This is a genomic window from Litorimonas sp. WD9-15 (genome assembly GCF_050271975.1).
Classification (GTDB): domain Bacteria; phylum Pseudomonadota; class Alphaproteobacteria; order Caulobacterales; family Maricaulaceae; genus Litorimonas.
This window is the reverse complement of the sequence record NZ_CP189850.1, coordinates 2,084,730-2,102,297: the sequence shown is the minus strand read 5'-3', so window position 1 is coordinate 2,102,297 and position 17,568 is coordinate 2,084,730. Positions and strand designations below refer to the sequence as shown.

17 protein-coding genes are annotated in these 17,568 nt (G+C 54.7%); 13 read left to right on the top strand and 4 right to left on the bottom strand.

Features of this window, described 5'->3' with window-relative positions:
* Positions 1-60: 60 nt before the first annotated feature.
* Together rpoZ and folK are read right to left on the bottom strand one after the other, a co-directional pair.
* Positions 61-429 (bottom strand): DNA-directed RNA polymerase subunit omega, encoded by a 369-nt coding sequence (gene rpoZ, locus ACP9M6_RS09835; RefSeq protein ID WP_427450672.1) that lies wholly within the window; start codon positions 427-429, stop codon positions 61-63.
* 88 nt (positions 430-517) lie between these two features.
* Positions 518-988: a 2-amino-4-hydroxy-6-hydroxymethyldihydropteridine diphosphokinase gene (folK, locus tag ACP9M6_RS09830; RefSeq protein WP_427450670.1), complete on the bottom strand. Its 471-nt coding sequence runs from the start codon at positions 986-988 to the stop codon at positions 518-520.
* Positions 989-1,023: 35 nt separating this feature from the next.
* Between folK and ACP9M6_RS09825 the strand changes: the two genes are divergently transcribed.
* Both ACP9M6_RS09825 and ACP9M6_RS09820 read left to right on the top strand, forming a co-directional pair.
* Positions 1,024-1,584, top strand: coding sequence for an NYN domain-containing protein (locus ACP9M6_RS09825; protein ID WP_427450669.1), 561 nt, complete (start codon positions 1,024-1,026; stop codon positions 1,582-1,584).
* Positions 1,577-2,224 (top strand): uracil-DNA glycosylase, encoded by a 648-nt coding sequence (locus ACP9M6_RS09820; RefSeq protein ID WP_427450667.1) that lies wholly within the window; start codon positions 1,577-1,579, stop codon positions 2,222-2,224. The genes ACP9M6_RS09825 and ACP9M6_RS09820 overlap by 8 nt, the downstream gene beginning before the upstream one ends.
* A 46-nt stretch (positions 2,225-2,270) precedes the next feature.
* On the opposite strand, the gene smpB is transcribed toward ACP9M6_RS09820, so the two are convergent.
* Together smpB and dapA are read right to left on the bottom strand one after the other, a co-directional pair.
* Positions 2,271-2,765, bottom strand: coding sequence for an SsrA-binding protein SmpB (smpB, locus tag ACP9M6_RS09815; protein ID WP_427450665.1), 495 nt, complete (start codon positions 2,763-2,765; stop codon positions 2,271-2,273).
* Between the two features lie 2 nt (positions 2,766-2,767).
* The gene (gene dapA, locus ACP9M6_RS09810; RefSeq protein ID WP_427450663.1) at positions 2,768-3,643 is read right to left on the bottom strand and encodes a 4-hydroxy-tetrahydrodipicolinate synthase; all 876 of its coding nucleotides are present in this window, start codon (positions 3,641-3,643) and stop codon (positions 2,768-2,770) included.
* Between the two features lie 126 nt (positions 3,644-3,769).
* On the opposite strand from dapA, the gene ACP9M6_RS09805 reads away from it, so the two are divergent.
* The 11 genes from ACP9M6_RS09805 to ACP9M6_RS09755 all read left to right on the top strand — a co-directional run bounded on the left by ACP9M6_RS09805 (position 3,770) and on the right by ACP9M6_RS09755 (position 17,567).
* Positions 3,770-5,839 (top strand): lytic transglycosylase domain-containing protein, encoded by a 2,070-nt coding sequence (locus ACP9M6_RS09805; protein WP_427450661.1) that lies wholly within the window; start codon positions 3,770-3,772, stop codon positions 5,837-5,839.
* A gap of 157 nt (positions 5,840-5,996) precedes the next feature.
* Positions 5,997-8,201 (top strand): exonuclease domain-containing protein, encoded by a 2,205-nt coding sequence (locus ACP9M6_RS09800; protein ID WP_427450659.1) that lies wholly within the window; start codon positions 5,997-5,999, stop codon positions 8,199-8,201.
* A gap of 63 nt (positions 8,202-8,264) precedes the next feature.
* Entirely contained in the window at positions 8,265-9,179 is a 915-nt protein-coding gene (locus ACP9M6_RS09795) for a polyprenyl synthetase family protein (RefSeq protein WP_427450657.1), read from the top strand.
* The gene (locus ACP9M6_RS09790) at positions 9,160-10,119 is read left to right on the top strand and encodes an ABC transporter ATP-binding protein (RefSeq protein ID WP_427450655.1); all 960 of its coding nucleotides are present in this window, start codon (positions 9,160-9,162) and stop codon (positions 10,117-10,119) included. Before ACP9M6_RS09795 ends, ACP9M6_RS09790 begins: the two co-directional genes overlap by 20 nt.
* Positions 10,116-11,210: an ABC transporter permease gene (locus ACP9M6_RS09785; RefSeq protein WP_427450654.1), complete on the top strand. Its 1,095-nt coding sequence runs from the start codon at positions 10,116-10,118 to the stop codon at positions 11,208-11,210. Before ACP9M6_RS09790 ends, ACP9M6_RS09785 begins: the two co-directional genes overlap by 4 nt.
* Complete coding sequence (locus ACP9M6_RS09780; RefSeq protein WP_427450652.1) at positions 11,211-11,936, top strand: fatty acid desaturase; 726 nt, start codon at positions 11,211-11,213, stop codon at positions 11,934-11,936.
* On the top strand, positions 11,933-12,436 hold the full coding sequence (locus ACP9M6_RS09775) for a sterol desaturase family protein (protein ID WP_427450650.1): 504 nt from the start codon (positions 11,933-11,935) through the stop codon (positions 12,434-12,436). Before ACP9M6_RS09780 ends, ACP9M6_RS09775 begins: the two co-directional genes overlap by 4 nt.
* Before the next feature lies 1 nt (position 12,437).
* Entirely contained in the window at positions 12,438-13,025 is a 588-nt protein-coding gene (gene aat, locus ACP9M6_RS09770; protein ID WP_427450648.1) for a leucyl/phenylalanyl-tRNA--protein transferase, read from the top strand.
* Positions 13,026-13,056: 31 nt separating this feature from the next.
* Entirely contained in the window at positions 13,057-14,418 is a 1,362-nt protein-coding gene (locus ACP9M6_RS09765) for an amidohydrolase (RefSeq protein WP_427450646.1), read from the top strand.
* Positions 14,415-15,647 carry an amidohydrolase family protein gene (locus tag ACP9M6_RS09760; protein ID WP_427450644.1) on the top strand — a complete coding sequence of 411 codons (1,233 nt, stop codon included), beginning with the start codon at positions 14,415-14,417 and terminating at the stop codon, positions 15,645-15,647. Before ACP9M6_RS09765 ends, ACP9M6_RS09760 begins: the two co-directional genes overlap by 4 nt.
* A gap of 102 nt (positions 15,648-15,749) precedes the next feature.
* On the top strand, positions 15,750-17,567 hold the full coding sequence (locus ACP9M6_RS09755) for a DEAD/DEAH box helicase (protein WP_427450642.1): 1,818 nt from the start codon (positions 15,750-15,752) through the stop codon (positions 17,565-17,567).
* Position 17,568: the final 1 nt, after the last annotated feature.

Below are 17,568 nucleotides of genomic sequence, written 5' to 3'. Positions count from 1 at the left end.
TAAAAAAGCCGCCTCATCGCATCTTTGCGAGGGCGGCTCTTTGAAGCAGTTTTGATCCGCTTAGAAACGTGAGGACGAGTCGTTATCACGGTCACCTTGCAGGGCGCGAAGGAGGTCAGCTTCGTTCATCTCAGTTTGTTTCGCATCACCGTGCTCAAGCGCCAAGACCGGTGCCTCTTCCTCTTCCGGAAGATCATCGTCTTGGATGACGCGCTGCAGACCAACAACAAGTGACTCGCGCAATTCGTCGAGTTCCAGTGTTTCGTCTGCGAGCTCACGTAGCGCAACAACAGGCGTTTTATCATTGTCGCGGTCAATTGTCAGCGGCGAACCGGAAGCAATATTACGCGAGCGATGGGACGCCAGCAGGACGAGGTCAAAACGGTTCGGGACTTTTTCGACGCAATCTTCAACGGTAACGCGGGCCATGGTAACTCCAATACAAAAAGGCCGCTATCAGAACGGCCTGTCTATTCGGGCCGTCATTAGGCGGCATGTCGGTGAAAATCAACCGAAATCACCAGTTGCCGAGATAGCGCATCTCGTCAATTTGCGCGCTCGGAAGCTTCGCTAAATCCCGCAACCAAACCGCGTCAATCTCAGAGAGTGGAAGCAGAACGAATGCGCGGTCCAGCATGCGCGGATGCGGGAGAATAAGCGCGTCAGTTTCCTGCACTGTGTTCCCAAACACCAGCAGGTCAAGATCCAGAGTCCGTGCTGCATTTCTGACGCTTCGGACGCGCCCCAGCTCCATCTCAACAGACTGTAAAATCGACAAGAGCGTTTCGGCCTCACCCACAAACTCAACCTTCACCGTCGCATTGATATAATCCGGTTGACACGACCCCGCAGGCCAAGCGGGAGAGGACCAGAGGCTTGAGCGCGCCAGGAGTTCTACGCTATGCCCGTCCAACATATCCAAAGCCGTCAGAAATGTCTGTTTCGGATTGGACAAATTGGCACCGAATCCGATAAGAGCTTTCGTCATATTGCATACTCATTTTTATTTATGGACCGTAACATATGGCCTTCTATCCTGACGAACGCATTGCGCTTTTCATTGATGGTGCAAATTTCTACTCCACCGGTAAATCACTCGATTTTGATATTGATTACAAGAAGATGCTGGAGCTTTTCAAAGGAAAAGGCCGCCTCATCCGCGCAAATTACTACACCGCCCTGCTGGAACATGACGACTATTCCCCCATTCGACCACTCATTGATTGGCTGGATTATAACGGATATCACGTCCTGACAAAGCCCGCCAAATCCTACACGGACCGCGAAGGCCGCAACCGGATTAAGGGCGATATGGATATCGAAATGACCGTCGATATGATCCAGATTGCGGATCACATTGACCATCTCATCCTCTGCACGGGTGACGGCGATTTCCGCGCCGCCGTGGAAGCCGTGCAGAAAAAAGGCACCCGTGTCTCTGTATTGTCCTCTATGAAATCACGCCCCTCCATGCTGTCCGATGAACTCCGCCGCCAAGCCGATGCTGTCATCGAAGTCTCCGATATGGGCCAATTGATCGGCCGTCCGAAACGCGAATACACGAACCACGACGACGATGAGTAAAAACAATATCAACGCCCCGTATAATTGCCGGAAATGTCCGCGGCTCGCGGCATTTATTGACGAGCAGAAAGAGAAACTGCCGACATATTTTAACGGCCCCGTGCCGAATTTCTTCTCACCTGACCCTAAACTCATGGTCATCGGCCTCGCGCCGGGATTGCACGGTGCGAATCAAACGGGACGACCCTTCACGGGTGATTGGGCGGGTGACCTCCTCTATGCCGCGATGAAAGAATATGGCTTCGCCAAGGGCGAGTATGACAAAGTTGCGGATGACGGGTTGGAGCTCGTCAACGCGGTCATCACCAATGCCGTCCGCTGCGTCCCGCCGCAAAACAAACCCGTCGGCGCGGAGATCAACACCTGCCGCGAACATTTCCTCAAACCTCAACTCAACGCCCTGCCCGAGCTGAAAGTCATGCTCTGCCTCGGCAAGATCAGCCATGACAGCACGGCGCGGGCTCTGGGCTTAAAACTCTCAACGCATAAGTTCGGACATGGAACAGAATATGCAGATTGGTCAGGGCGAACGCTCCTCTCCAGCTATCACTGCTCCCGCTATAACACGAACACGAAGCGCCTGACGGAAGAGATGTTTTTCGACATTTTCGCACGGGCACGGGAGTTGTGTGATAAGTAGGAAAGTGTGTTGTTATCCACAATGGGACAATCAACACTGGAAACGCCTAACCTTTCTCCCGCATCAAACGCGCTTTTTGTTTTTGCCAATCGCGTTTCTTCTGCGTGTCACGTTTATCGTAATTCTGCTTACCTGTCACCGAAGCGATCAGGACCTTAGCCTGTCCGCGTTCGTTGAAATAGAGTTTTAGTGCGACGATCGTGCGGCCTTTACGCTGCGTTTCACCAATCAAATTATTGATCTGCTTGCGCTTCAATAGCAACTTCCGCGGACGTGTCGGCAGGTGGTTGAACTGGCTGGCGGGCGCGTAGATCGGAATATTCGCGTTGACGAGATAGGCTTCATTACCTTCGACGGACACGTAGCTTTCGGCGATATTGGCTTTGCCCATCCGCAGGGCTTTGACCTCTGTCCCGACGAGCTGGATACCCGCCTCTATCGTGTCCTCGACGGCATAGTCATAGCGGGCCCTGCGGTTTTCCGCGATCACCGTGTCGTTGACACCCGCCTTCTTCTTTCTGCCGCCATGCTTGCTGGACATGTCTAGTAAGTGACTCCCGCTTGCGCCATGGCCGCTTTGACGATCTCTTTCGTGGTCTCGCGGCATTCCGTAATCGGCAGGCGGACCGTGGGTTCCATCTTGCCCATGAGGGACAGCGCATATTTTGCAGGGCCCGGACTCGGGTCGACGAAGAGATCTTTGTGCAGACGATCTAGCTTGGCATTCATCTCACGCGCCTTGGCATATTCGCCCGCAAGAAGTGCATTGTGAAAATCGGCATAAGCTTTTGGCGCGATATTCGAGCCGACAGAAATAGTGCCTTTCCCGCCATGCGCGGAATGCCCGAGCGAAGTCGGATCATCACCTGACAATTGAATGAAATCCTCACCACAACGAACGGTCAATCCCGCTACACGCTCGACCTCACCGGTTGCGTCTTTACACCCAATCACAGTTGGAAGTTTGGACAGACGCTCCATCGTGTCCTGCGTGATATCGACAATGCTTCGGCCGGGGATATTGTAAACAACAATCGGAATATCAACAGCTTCTGAAATCGCTTTGAAGTGCTGATAGATACCCTCTTGGCTCGGCTTGTTGTAATAAGGCGTCACGACGAGAGCCGCATCCGCGCCCATATCCTTGGCATGTTGCGCATATTTGATGGAGACGCGTGTTTCATTCGAGCCTGCGCCTGCCACAACAGGCACGCGGCCATTGGCGGCCTCTGCACAGAGACGGATGACGCGTTGATGTTCCGCATCGGTGAGCGTCGCGCTTTCGCCCGTTGTCCCGCAGGGAACGAGGCCATGCGTGCCGGATGCAATTTGCCATTCGACAAAATCCTGAAATGCCTGCTCATCCAATCCGCCATCTTTAAATGGCGTGACGAGCGCTGTAATCGACCCTTTAATCATGTTTGTCTTTCGTGGTTTTCTGTGTAGGCCCGTATCAGCGCCTGATAACGCTGTTTCGGTAAGTGATTCAAGATACGGTTTATAACGTCTCTGCGATGTGGAACCCGATTAGTCATAGGAAAGTCCATGTGGGAAAAAAAAGACAGAAAACGGACTGCAATTGCGGCAATTTCTAGCGTGATTTTAGCCCTTGCGGTTTCAGGACCTGTTTCAGCCTCCATTCCCTCACCCCGTTTGAAACCTGCGCCCGCTTCTCTTTCGACCTATCTCACACCCAATGATGCAACATTATTCCGCCAGGGTTTGGCCGCGGCGCGTGCAGATCGTTGGTCAGAGGTGGCGCGCGTGATTTCCCGCCTCAACGATCCGGTCGCCAAAGATACATTACGCTGGGTCAGGGCGGCACGGGACCGGAATGCTCCGCTCGACACGCTTGAATATGTTCACAAGAATATGGCGGATTGGCCGCGCCTTGTCGCAGTTCGTGCCGAAGCCGAGCGCCGGATGTTTGACGAAACTTGGTCAGCCCCGAAGATCATGGGCTGGTTCGGGCGGACGGAACCCGTTTCAGGTGAAGGCCGCATTGCACTCGCCGGGGCACATTACGCGCTCGGGAATACCGCCTTGGGCGACAAATATCTTCAACTCGGTTGGCGCGAAAGCCGCCTGACGCGGGATCGGCAGAAAACGGTGTTTGGAAAATATAAGAGCAAGCTCACCAAAGAAGACCATGCAGCGCGGGCGGATCATCTGATTTGGCTCGGCACGCGACATTACGCGAAAGCGAATGCCCTGCTCTCTCACATGGGACGAAATGATCGGGCCCTGATGAATGCGCGGATGAAATTGCACCGAAATGCCTCGGGCATGGATGCCGCTATTCGCGCCGTGCCGAATAGTCTGCAATCGGACCCCGGACTGGTCTATGAGCGCGCGCGCTGGCGGCGGCGGAAGAAAACGAAGTCTTACGCTCTGCCCGTCTATCTGTCAGTCCGCGAAGCGCCTCAGTCAGAGCTCGGCAAGAAAGCCATGTGGCGTGAGAAAAAGATCATGACATATTGGGCGATCAAAGAGCGTAAGATGGAGGAAGCCTATCAGCTGACCCTGCATCACGGATTTGATCGCGGGACAGAATTTGCAGAAGCGGAATTTCTGGCGGGTTGGTTAGCCCTCACGGAATTGCGAGACCCGGATCGCGCCATTCGGCATTTTACGCGGCTGCGCGACGGTGTGGGCTCCCCGATTTCCCTGGCACGTGCTAATTACTGGTTGGGTCGTGCACACGAAGCGACGCCGGACGGGTATCAAGACGGGCAGCAGGACCTGCATTATCTCGAAGCCGCGCAATATCCGAACACTTATTACGGTATGCTCGCAGGCTTGGAAGTTCAGGGTGCGACGCATCGCGTAACCCTGCCCGCCGAATTCGTCTCGGAAGCGTCCAAAATCGAATTTCAGGCCGACAATCGCGTGAGAGCACTGCATCTGCTCGGCGAAGCGGGCGAGGAACGTCTCTTCTCGCAACTTGCCTATCATCTGGATGATGACGTAGATGTCTTGGACAAGCTCTCACTTCTGTCTGATCTGTCCGAAGATTACGGCTTCATGCGGCCCTCCTTGCGCGCTGCGAAACAGGCGGGACGGTTCCAATCCATGTTGACGGAAAGCGGTTATCCGAAGGTCTCGTCGATTGACGCCCTGCCCGTTGACACATTCGAACACGCCTTCGTTTATGCGATTGCGAGACAGGAGTCTGAATTTGCGCCGAATGCAGTCAGTTCCGCCCGCGCTTACGGCATGATGCAGATGATTGACCCGACGGCGAAGGCGACGGCGCGGAAGCACCGGATTAAATATAGCCGTGACCGCTTGGCGTCTGACGGGGATTACGCCGCGAAGATGGGGGCGCTGCATCTTAACGATCTGCTCGATCGCTGGGACGGGTCCTATATTCTCGCCGCCGTCAGCTATAATGCCGGACCGCACCGCGCGAAGACATGGATTAAAGATTACGGAGACCCGCGCAGCGGTCAGGTCGACCCGATTGATTGGGTCGAGAAAATCCCCTTCTCCGAGACACGAAATTACGTCCAGCGCGTGTTGGAAAATATGCAGGTTTACCGCGCAAGACTGGATAATAATTCGGCGCCGAACCAATTAGAACGTGATCTACGGATTGGGCAGCAGGGCTACTGACCGCGACAGACTGACTTAGCTCTGCAGCCCGCGCTTGCTTTCATCTGTAAAAATCGTCGAAGTCTCTTGACGAGAAGCTGCGTTCCGTCTTTGTTCGCAACTCGACATCAGGGGATGAGATTGTGAGTAATTCTGTGGATAGAGATATGGGTGCGACGTGCCGCCTCTAGCCTCGCACAGTCATATCCGTGCCGAACAGAGACGCTATCGCCGCGCGCGATCCGGCACAGCATGGTCGGTGAAGGATTTGCCGCAATTCTATTACCATAAGAATTTCAGCGGGTTGCTGGAGTCTATTGAGGCGAGCTTTGCCGAACTTCTCGGCGAGTCGGATAGTGCCTTCATCAATGATTTCCGCGATCTACCCTTTCCCGCCCAATGCGCCTATGTCCGTCTCTGCAGCCGCAAGGGCCGCGTATTCCATGTGGATAAATTCGATTATAATGAGATTGATAACCTGCTGGACCAATATGTTCTGCTGCGCGAACGCGGTTTTACGCAGCCGGTTAGCCGCAGTCATTTCCGCGACTATCTCAATACACTCTGCAAGCCCGACCTGACGGTTCTGCTGTCGGATCATGTTTGCGAGACGGAGTATAAGAAGTCTTGGAAAAAGGCGCAGATGGTCGAGGTCGGGCTGAACAAGGTCGATTTCGACGACCTCACGATCGCGGACACCACCCTCGTCCAAGGCAGAACGGACTGTCTTGACTACCTCCTCTACCTCTATTTCGGCAAGATTGAGCAGAGTTTGCAGAGCCTGACCCTGCGCGATCTGGGCCTTGTGAAACTGCCGAAAAATGAGGGGCAATACGGGACGCGGTTTAACTGTCAGGACACAGCCAAAACCGCCTTTTTCTATGCCCGCGGATTGCAAAGTTTCCGCAATGAGGATGGCCCCGCCATAGACTCGCTCGTCCGATCCATCACGGAATGGCCGGACCCGCTCTGCCATCAGAGCACGGGCGACCGCGATAAGCTGCTGCAAAAACTGGGCGGGTTGTCGGAACGGCGCGGAGATCTGGAGACCGCACTCACCGTCTATGCGCGGTCCGATACGCCGCGCTGTAACGAACGCGTGGTGCGTCTGCGCTATAAACAGGGTGACAAGGATTGGGTGAAATCACGGCTGGAAGCGATGATTGAAAATCCTGCGTCTGATGAGGAACACGCCTTCGCGCAGGATTTCTACGCGCGGAAGTTCAAGAAAAAGCGCACCTCCACCGTCACAGACATTCTGCGCGGGGCGGAGACGCTGGAACTGGACGAGGCTTTCCGCAACCAGCCTGAACGCGCCGCCATGCGTCATTTCAAGGATCAGGGCCTCATCTGTTTCCGAACCGAGAACCGCCCGTGGCGAAATCTGTTTGGCCTGCTGTTCTGGGATGAACTATTTGAAGTCGATTCTCCCCGACGGATGCCAGCCGCGTTGAAAGCCGGCACATTCTACGATGAAAATACGGATGCGATTGAAGCCAAGCTGGCTGATCTCGACACACCACATCTCGTCATGATTAAACTGCTCAAAACGCTGACAGCCCATTTCGGCGAGAATCAGAGCCTCGTCCATTGGGGATCGAAATCACTCGACCGCGTTCAGGCCATGGTGGAACATGCGCCAAAGGGTGCGATAGCCCATATGCTCCGCCTCATGGCGCAGGATTGGCGCGGGACGAAGGACGGCTTTCCCGATCTGATGGTAGTGGAGGACGGCGTTGCGCGGTTTATCGAAATCAAGGCGACGGGCGATGTTATCCGTAGAAACCAACTCACACGGCTGCGCCAGCTTCGCGCGGCGGGTTTCCGCGCGGATATTTTGCAAGTCACGTGGAAAGTCGATCCGGACCAGACCTATGTCGTCGTGGATGTCGAAACAACGGGTGGTCGCCCCGGTCTGCACCGCGTTACGGAAATCGGCGCTGTGAAAATGAAGGGCGGCGAGGTCATTGATGAATGGTCATCCCTCATTAATCCGCAGCGTTCTATCCCCGCCAATATCACGCGCATCACGGGTATCACAAATGACATGGTCGCCGACGCCCCCGTCTTTGCGCAAGTCGCGGAAAGCTTCGCCGCGTTTATGGGCGACGCCATTTTCGCCGCGCATAATGTCAATTTCGATTACGGATTTATTAGCGCGGAATTCCAGATGGTGGACCGCCACTTCCGCCATCCGAAAATATGCACCTGTTCCTCCATGCGGAAGCTCTATCCGGGCTATAAATCCTACTCGCTCAAAAACCTCTGCCGTGAATTTCACATCGACCTGACCAGCCACCATCGCGCGCTTTGCGATGCGCAGGCGGCGGCGGAACTATTGAAACTCGTCAATGAAAAGCGAATTGAAGAGGATTGCGCCTAAGCCTTTCACACGCCCCTTGAGTGTGCCAAAAGATGCACGACTCTTTTCGTTCGGGACAAATCGTTGGCCATACCCCTCACACAGAATTCGATTGAAGACAGCGTCGTAACCATGCGTCGGTTGATCGAGGCAAGACTTTCGGATGTCGTGCCCTCCGGACAGACTTGGCCCGCTCGATTGCATGAAGCGCAACGCCACGCCCTGCTCTCCCCCGGCAAGCGGTTCCGCCCGCTCCTCTGTGTGTTCATCGCACAAGGCGGCGGCGCGGAAACTGGCGCGCTGCTGGATGCGGCGATCTCGACGGGCTGTGTCGCGGAAATGGTCCATGCAGCCTCACTCATTCTCGACGACTTGCCCTGTATGGATGATGCGGAATTGCGCAGAAACCAACCCACAACGCATATTGCTTTTGATGAAAGCACGGCGATCCTGTCCGCGACGGCCTTGCTCAACCGCGCGTTCGGCGTACTTTCGCGATTGGATGCCGTCACGCCGGAAGCCCGCGTCGAGATGATCGACCTGCTGTCTTACGCCGTCGGGTCCAAAGGCCTCATCGCCGGACAAATGGCCGACCTCGCCAATACGGACCAAAGCGCGAGCATTGCCGAGATTGAACGGTTGAACACATTGAAGACGGGCGCATTGTTCGATTTCAGCGTTGAGTCCGCGGCCATACTCTCCGGCATGCACGCCTCGCAACGCGCGGCGTTGAAAGACTTTTCCTATCATCTCGGCCTCGCTTTCCAGTTGCTGGATGATGTGAAGGACTCGGTCATGAGTGATGACGAAGCCGAGAAATCTGTGGGCCGCGATATTGGCAAGGCGACCATTCTGGCTGTGGCGGGATCAGAAGCATCCAAAGCAAAATTGAACGACTATCTCGCCTCTGCCAAAGCCGCGCTGAAACGCGCGGAATTGAGTAATCTCGACACGCTGACCGCTATTCTGGACCATCAGTTTGCCTTTCTCCGCGCCTGATATTCAGTCCAGAACGCCCATCCTGCAAGCGAAAGACCTGACGGTCCGCTATGGCAAACACACGGCTTTGGACGGGTTGAGCGTCGACATAGCGCCAGGCGAACTCGTCGGTGTGATTGGCCCGAATGGAGCCGGAAAAACAAGCTTTATCAAGGCACTGTGCGGGCGAGTGGATGTGAAAGGCCAACTCTCCGTCTCGGACACAGCCTTGCACCGCGGCACGGACCGCCGCCGCCATATCGCCCTCGTGCCGCAGGATATAGGGCTCTACGCCCATCTGACGGCCCGCGAGAATTTGCAGGTCATGGGACGGTTGCTCGGGCTGAAAGACAAAGACGCCATCGCTAAAGCCTTGAAATCCGTCGAAATGACGAAACATGCCAACACTCGCGTCTCCGACATGTCAGGCGGGATGAAGCGCCGGATCAATGTCGCGGCGGCCATTTTGACGGACCCCGCCCTCGTCATCTTCGACGAACCGACCGCGGGGATTGATGCGCCCGCGCGGGATACGGTCCACCGCCTCGCCCGCACATTGGCGAAACAGGGAAAAGCCGTCATCCTTATCACCCATGAGCTGGAACAGGCCGAAGCGCTTTGCGATAAAGTCCTCGTCCTGTGCGACGGAAGACGTCTCGCCTTTGAGCCCCCGGCCCGCCTCTTAGAACGCAGCTTTCAGGGGCAACGCGAAGTTATGGTGCGCTACGCCACACCGCCCGCATCCGAAGTCATGTCCGCGATGAAACCTTTCGAGTTTAAGCAAGGCGAATTACCGACAGTCTGGGTCGCGATGACCGATGCGAATGAAGTCAGTTTTGTTTCCGCTTTCCTAACCGCCTTACAAGGGCAAGACGATCTTGTGCGTGAAATCAGCGTCCGCCGTCCCGGCCTGACCGCTTTGATGCACAGAATCGAGAAAACCGGAAAGCTGGCGGCATGATCGGCGCCGTCTTCAAAATCATGTGGCTCCGTCTCTGGCGGGACAAGGGCGCGCTATTGCTGGCCTTCGTCCTGCCCGGATTTATCTTTGCCGTTTTTGCGGCGATATTCTCTAACGCATCAGGCGGAAATCTGGATATGCGTATTGCCATGGCAGTTGATACCGACAGTCCGGCTTCCAGTGTTTTTGCTGATAATTTAAAAAACAGTGATCTGATTTCAGTCGCTTATGAAGAGAACTGGACATCTGCGGACGTCACAGAACGCGTTCGATTAGGGCAGGAAGATGTGGGGCTCGTCCTGATTGGTAATATCATGGATAAGTCCGCACCCTCTATTCGCATCATCGAAGACCCCAGCCGAACGGTTGCCGCGAATGTTCTCAAAGGTCAGATTAGACAAAATCTCGCCTCCATTCGGGGCGGAGATACATCTGAATTGTTCGAAACTGTCTCCGCACTTGGCAATGCAGATAAAACGATAATGAAAGACCCATCCGTCACATATTACATCGGGGGCACAGCTATTCTCTTTCTGCTCTTCTCCGCCATGCAGGGCGCGGCCATTTCGATTGAGGAACGGCGCAACGGGATCAGCGACCGCCTCATGGTCGGGCCCTCCGGCGCGATGGGGATGTTGATGGGGAAGTTTGTCTTTCTGAGCTTTATCGGCTTTCTCCAAGCCGCCATCATTTGCGGCGTCGCACAGATCTTTTTCGAAGTTCCGATACTGTCGCATATCGGCCCCGTGCTATTCGCCTGTATTGGCACGGCCATGTTGGCCTCCGCACTGTCACTCCTCGTCGCCTCACTTTGCAAGACACAGGCGCAGATGCACGCGGTGAGTACATTTACCGTGTTATTGCTCTCTGCAGTGGGTGGATCGATGGTCCCACGTTTTATGATGCCGGGTTGGTTGCAGCAAATCGGGATTGCCACACCAAACTATTGGTCGATTGAGGCCTTCTATGGCATTTTGGCACGGGGACAATCCGTCATCGACCTGTTAATCGTCTGGTGTGTACTATTTGGATGTGCAGCAATACTGCTCGCACTTGCCGCATTTATCTCGCACAAGATGAGGAGAGTTTGATTGGCCTCTGCCGTTGAACAGAAGACAGCTTTTAATCTGGGCTTGCCTCTGGCGGTCCTCATTGTCGGTGGCTGGGCAACGGTCCATATTTATAGCGTCTTTGCGCATAACCTTTCTGCCCCAATCTGGCAGACCGTTGGCCTCATCGCCCTACAGTGCTGGCTTTACACGGGCGTGTTTATTGTTGCGCATGATACGATGCATGGCTCCCTAGCGCCAGGACGGCCAAAACTAAACGCGATCATCGGGACATCCGTTCTGTTCGTCTATGCCGGATTTAACTGGCGCAAGATGAGAGAAGCGCACCACGCACATCATGATTATTCTGGCACAGAGGATGACCCCGATTTTAACGCAGCGAATCCGAGAGCTTTCTGGCCTTGGTACGCGAAGTTCTTCCTGACCTATTTTGGGTGGCCGCAAGTCCTGATCCTCGTCGGATTTACAGTCGCCTATATTTTGCTGGGCGCGAGCTATCTCAATACGATTGTGATGTGGGCTGTGCCAGCCATTCTGTCCTCCATGCAGCTTTTCTATTTCGGGACATATCTGACCCATCGCCATGCGGAAGACTTCCCCGACGAGCATAATGCTCGCACGAATGAGTTCAGTTATCTCGCATCGCTCTTTTCCTGTTTCCATTTCGGTTATCACCATGAACATCATCTCTATCCGCATGAACCGTGGTGGCGTCTTCCGACGCGCAAGCGGGAGCGCATAACGTGAGTATTTTGATAAATTCTGGCATCGTCATCGCCTCCGTCATCGGCATGGAGATTTTCGCGTGGGCCATCCATAAATATGTGATGCACGGTCCGGGTTGGGGCTGGCATGAGAGCCACCACACCGAGACGGAGGGGCACTTCGAGAAGAATGACCTCTATGCCGTTGTCTTCAGTTTCATCGCCGCAGGGTGTTTTATCGCAGGGTCCATGGGCGTGAGCTGGCTCTGGTATGTCGGGCTTGGCCTGACACTTTACGGCATTCTCTATGCCGTTGTGCATGACGGCCTTGTCCATCGCCGCCTGCCCTTTCCGCGCAAAGCCCGCGGGAAATATATGAAACGCCTCGTGCAGGCCCATCGTCTGCACCATGCCGCGCATACAAAAGACGGTTGCGTCAGTTTCGGGTTCATCTGGGCCGAAGATGTCCGGAAATTGAAAGCCAAGCTTAAGGCAAATATGGCGAAGACCGGACAGCCCCTGCAATCGGATCAAGCTGAATAAGATGGAACAAGGCTTCGGGCCGGACGCGCTCATCAAGTGCTATCGTCACGGCATCTTCCCGATGTCGGATGACCGCACGGATGAAAGGCTCTTCTTGGTTGATCCTGAAATGCGCGGAATTCTCCCTCTGGACGCTTTGCACATTTCCAAATCCATGCGGAAATTCCGGCGGCAAACAGATTTGCGCGTCACATTAAATACTGACTTTCCCGCCGTGATCAAAGCCTGCGCCGAAGCACGGGAGAACACATGGATCAGTCACGGCATTGAGGGCCTCTACACGATCCTTCACCATCGCGGCGAAGCCCATAGTGTCGAAGTCTGGCAGGGCAAGCAACTCGTCGGCGGGCTCTACGGCGTCAGTCAGGGCGGCGCATTTTTTGGCGAGAGCATGTTTAGTCGCGCCACCAATGCGTCGAAATTCGCCCTGATACACCTCGTCGAACATCTCAATAAGCGAGGTTTTGTTCTTCTGGACACCCAATTCATCACCGATCACCTCGCCTCACTCGGGGCAATTGAAATTCCGCGCGACACATATCAAGAAAAGTTGAAAAAAGCGCTCGCAGTTGAGGCGCGTTTCGATTGACGCGGGGCTTTTGATTGAACATGACGGAATCATGAAAAATTATCTCGTTCCTCTGACCCTCACACTCGCCGCATTGGCCGCCTGTCAACCGGCATCTGAAAACAAGGCAGCTGAAAAATCTGATAAGGCCTTGGCCTTCCCTAGCACTTATTCACCGCAACCCTCCAATACGGTTCTACTGAAAAACGCGAAACTGATTGACGGGGTAAGCAAAGAAATTCGCGAGGGTGACCTGCTCGTCGCAGATGGGAAAATTGCTTTTGTCGGCACGGGCGAGGTTCCGGATGACGCAACGGAGATTGATGTAGAGGGACGTTTCGTAACGCCCGGTATTATTGATATCCATTCACATCTCGGCAATTACCCTACACCAAGTGTCCGCGCCCATGGTGACGGGAATGAAGCGACCAGCCCGATCACATCCGAAGTCGATGCCGAACACGGTGTCTGGCCACAGGATCCGGGCTTTGACGAAGCGCTGCAAGGCGGTGTAACGACCCTTCACATTCTACCCGGTTCGGCCAACCTCTTTGGCGGCAAGGGTGTGACCCTTCGCAATGTCCCTTCACGCACTGTGCAAGGGATGAAGTTCCCGGATGCGCCGGAAACACTCAAAATGGCCTGCGGCGAAAATCCGAAACGCGTCTACGGTGCGAAAGGCGGTCCTGCCTCACGTATGGGTAATGTGGCGGGTTATCGCAAAAACTGGATAAAGGCGGCGGAATATAAGGCCAAACGGGATAAGGGCGGCGACTATAAACGCGACCTGCAACTCGAAACGCTGGCCGATGTTCTGGACGGCAAAATCCTCGTCAACATGCATTGCTACCGCGCGGATGAAATGGTCCAAATTCTCGATATCGCGAAGGAGTTTGATTACAAGGTCACGACATTCCACCACGCCGTCGAATCCTATAAAATCGGTGACATCCTCGCTGATAACGATGTCTGCTCCGCGATGTGGGCGGATTGGGGTTCGTTCAAAATGGAAAGCTATGACTATATTCGCGAGAATGTGCCCTTCGTCCATGCGGCTGGGGCCTGCGCGATGATCCATTCTGATGACGAAAATAATGTGCAGCGCCTGAATCAGGAAGTTGCGAAGACATGGTCTGATGGCAACCGCGCGGGACTGGATATTTCCAAAGCTGAAGCGTGGCAATGGCTATCCACAAACCCCGCCAAAGCGCTCGGCATTCTCGATGAAACGGGCACACTGGAAGCTGGAAAACGCGCCGATATTGTTGTGTGGAATGGCGATCCGTTCAGTGCCTACGCTAGACCCGATAAGGTCATGATTGACGGGGCCATCCTATATGACCGAGAAACCGGCCTAAAACCGAAAAGTGATTTCCGCCTCGGCCATGCCGATCTTTCGGAGGGTGTCCGATGAGAGCGCTTCTACTCGCCAGTGCCATAGCATTCTTCGCCCCTGCCGCCTCTGCGCAGACAGTTTTTTTGGACGACGCGACCATCGTTGATGCCAAAGGTCAGCGCGTCACGTCAGATATTATTTGGGCGGATGGCGCGATTGTCCAAGAGGGCGCAAATCTCACGGCTCCACAAGGTGCCGAGACTGTCTCCGGTGCCTGGGTCACACCCGGCCTGTTTGCGCCCATGTCGACCCTCGGTCTTACCGATCTCGGATCTGCCGGTCGTGGAAACGATATTAGCGCGGAAGATGCGCCGACATCCGTGTCCGAACGCGCCGCTGACAGTTTCAATCCTCGCTCACCCTATATCGCCAATACGCGTGGACGCGGTGTAACCCATGCCGTGGTTGCGCCCGGTACATCAAGTGGAAGTATTTTTGCTGGAACGGGAGCGGTTATCTCTCTGACAGGTGAATTTGACTCTGTGCTGATCGAAGACGCCTTTGTCTTTCTCTCACTTGGGGAAGCCGGCGGCGCACGCGCAGGCGGATCCCGCGCGGCCGCTATGGCGCAACTTCGCGCCGCCATTTCTGATGCGGAAGGGTTCTTCCGCCGTTACAATGATGCGCCCGATGGGGGCGATGCCCTCTCGCGTCAAGATGCCAATGCGCTGCGCAGTGCGGTCAATGGCGACATCCCGATGATGATACAGGCCGACCGCGCATCAGACCTTGTTGCAATTATCCGCTTAAAAGATGAAAATCCGAACCTCGACATTATCGTTGTAGGGGCGACAGAAGCGTGGGATGTGGCGGATGAATTGGCGGATGCAGATATCCGCGTCATCATCGATCCGCTTCACAATCTCCCTACATCCTTCGAAGCTGTTGGCGCGCGCATCGACAATGTTCTCTTCCTCGAAGAAGCGGGCGTCGATTACGCGATTGCGAATCTATCTTCATTCCGCGTGGTCAAACCCGCTTCGCTGGCACAACATGCGGGGAATGCTGTTGGCGAGGGCTTGGACTGGGGTACGGCCTTTGCCGCTATCAGCTCGGTTCCTGCCTCATGGTTCGGTGTCGAGTCGGAGACAGTTGTCGTTTGGGATGGGGACCCGCTTAATGCGACATCGGCTCCAATTGCTGTCACGATTGACGGCGAAGTCATGTCGATGGACTCACGCATAACCGCGCTGCGTGATCGTTATAATCCGCTCAACACGGATCAACGTCCGCATAAGTACCGCTAGCGAGGTGTTTGCTTGACCTGCGGGCGTTGAACCCTATGTTGCGGCAAATTCACAAAGGCCCGCGGATCGTCCGCGCGCCAAGCCCGAAAAGCGCACTATAGCTTGACCGACAATACGCCCGAAGAAATTGATGCCGACGCAAAGGTCACCGTGACCTTTAAAGAGCTCGGCCTTGACCTGAAAATCCTAAAAGCCTTGGACGACCTCGGCTATGTCAACCCGACCCCGATCCAAGCCAAAGCCATACCGGCCGCACTGCAACAACGCGACGTGCTCGGAATTGCCCAAACGGGCACAGGTAAGACGGGAGCCTTTACACTCCCGACGATGCATAAATTAGCCAAGGGTCGCGCCCGTGCCCGTATGCCACGTTGCGTTATCGTCTGTCCAACACGTGAACTCGCGGCACAGGTTGCGAAGGATGTTGAGGCTTACGGTAAATATTTGAAGCTCGAAATGGCACTCTTAATTGGCGGCGTCTCATTTGCTGAACAAGACCGCAAACTCATGAAGGGTGTCGACATCCTCATCGCGACGCCCGGTCGTCTGATTGACCAGTTCGAGCGCGGTAAAATCCTGATGACAGGCGTGCAAACGTTAATCGTGGATGAAGCTGACCGTATGTTGGATATGGGTTTCATTCCCGATATTGAAAAGATTTTCGATATGACGCCCTTTACGCGTCAAGTCCTATTCTTCTCAGCCACGATGCCGAGCGAGATCAAACGCCTCGTCGATCAATTCCTGCATCAGCCCGTCTCCATCCAAATCGCGCGCAAGAATATGACCGCCAAGACGGTGACGCAACGTATCGTGCGGATGCCCTCCTCTGATGCGAAGCAAAAGCGCACAGCGCTGCGCTGGATTATCGACAAGGAAGACGTCGATAACGGTATCATCTTCTGCAACCGAAAGCGCGATGTCGATATCGTCGCGAAATCCCTGAACGTTCACGGCCATGACGCTGCGCCTATCCACGGTGATTTGGCACAAAGCCTGCGGACGGAAACACTGAACCGCTTCCGCAACGGTGAGATTAAATATCTTGTCGCGTCTGATGTGGCCGCGCGGGGACTCGATGTCCCGACAGTCAGCCATGTGTTCAACTATGACGTCCCGAACCATTCGGAGGACTATGTGCACAGGATTGGCCGGACGGGTCGCGCAGGCCGTAAGGGCGACGCCATCATGCTTGTCGCGCGTCTGGATGAAGGTAATTATAACGACATCCTGAACCTGATTAAGGTGAAGGAAATCGAGGAAATGGAGATTCCCGGTATTGAGGATTTCCCGAAAGATGCAGGCGGGCGTAAACGCCGTGGCGGGCGCGATGGCGGCAAAGGCCGTGGACGTCGTGATGATAAACGCGGCGGGCGCAATCGCGGACAACGCGATGACGGTAGCTATCACGACAATATAAGTTCGACAGATAAAGTATCGAAACCAAAGCGGAAGTCTTCCAAGAGAAAATCAGAAGAACCCGTAGAATCAACTGAAGCGCCGCGGAAAAAAGAGGCCCGGAAACCTGCCGAACGTCGACGCCCTGCCCCACGCCGCAAGCCTGCGCCTGGACGGGATAAACCAAAAGACATTGAAACTAAATCCGCGCCTGAAGAAGAGGCTCCAAAGCCAAAGCGGGAACGGTCCAGTTCCCGTCGGCGCGCCGCTCCGGGCAAGAAAAAAGCACCTACCAAAACGGTTGAAGAGAAAAAAGAGCAGGCTCCAAAGCGTGAGCCGCGTTCACGCAGTCGTTCAAACGATAAGCCGAGAGAAGAGGCAGAACCAAAATCCAGAAATTCTCGCAATTCCTCTCGGAAATCGTCTTCAAATCGGAATTCCGACAGTAAGAAGTCCGTTCAGAAATCGAAACCCGGCAAGACGCCATTCGGTGACGATATTCCAGATTTCCTAAAGTTCTAAT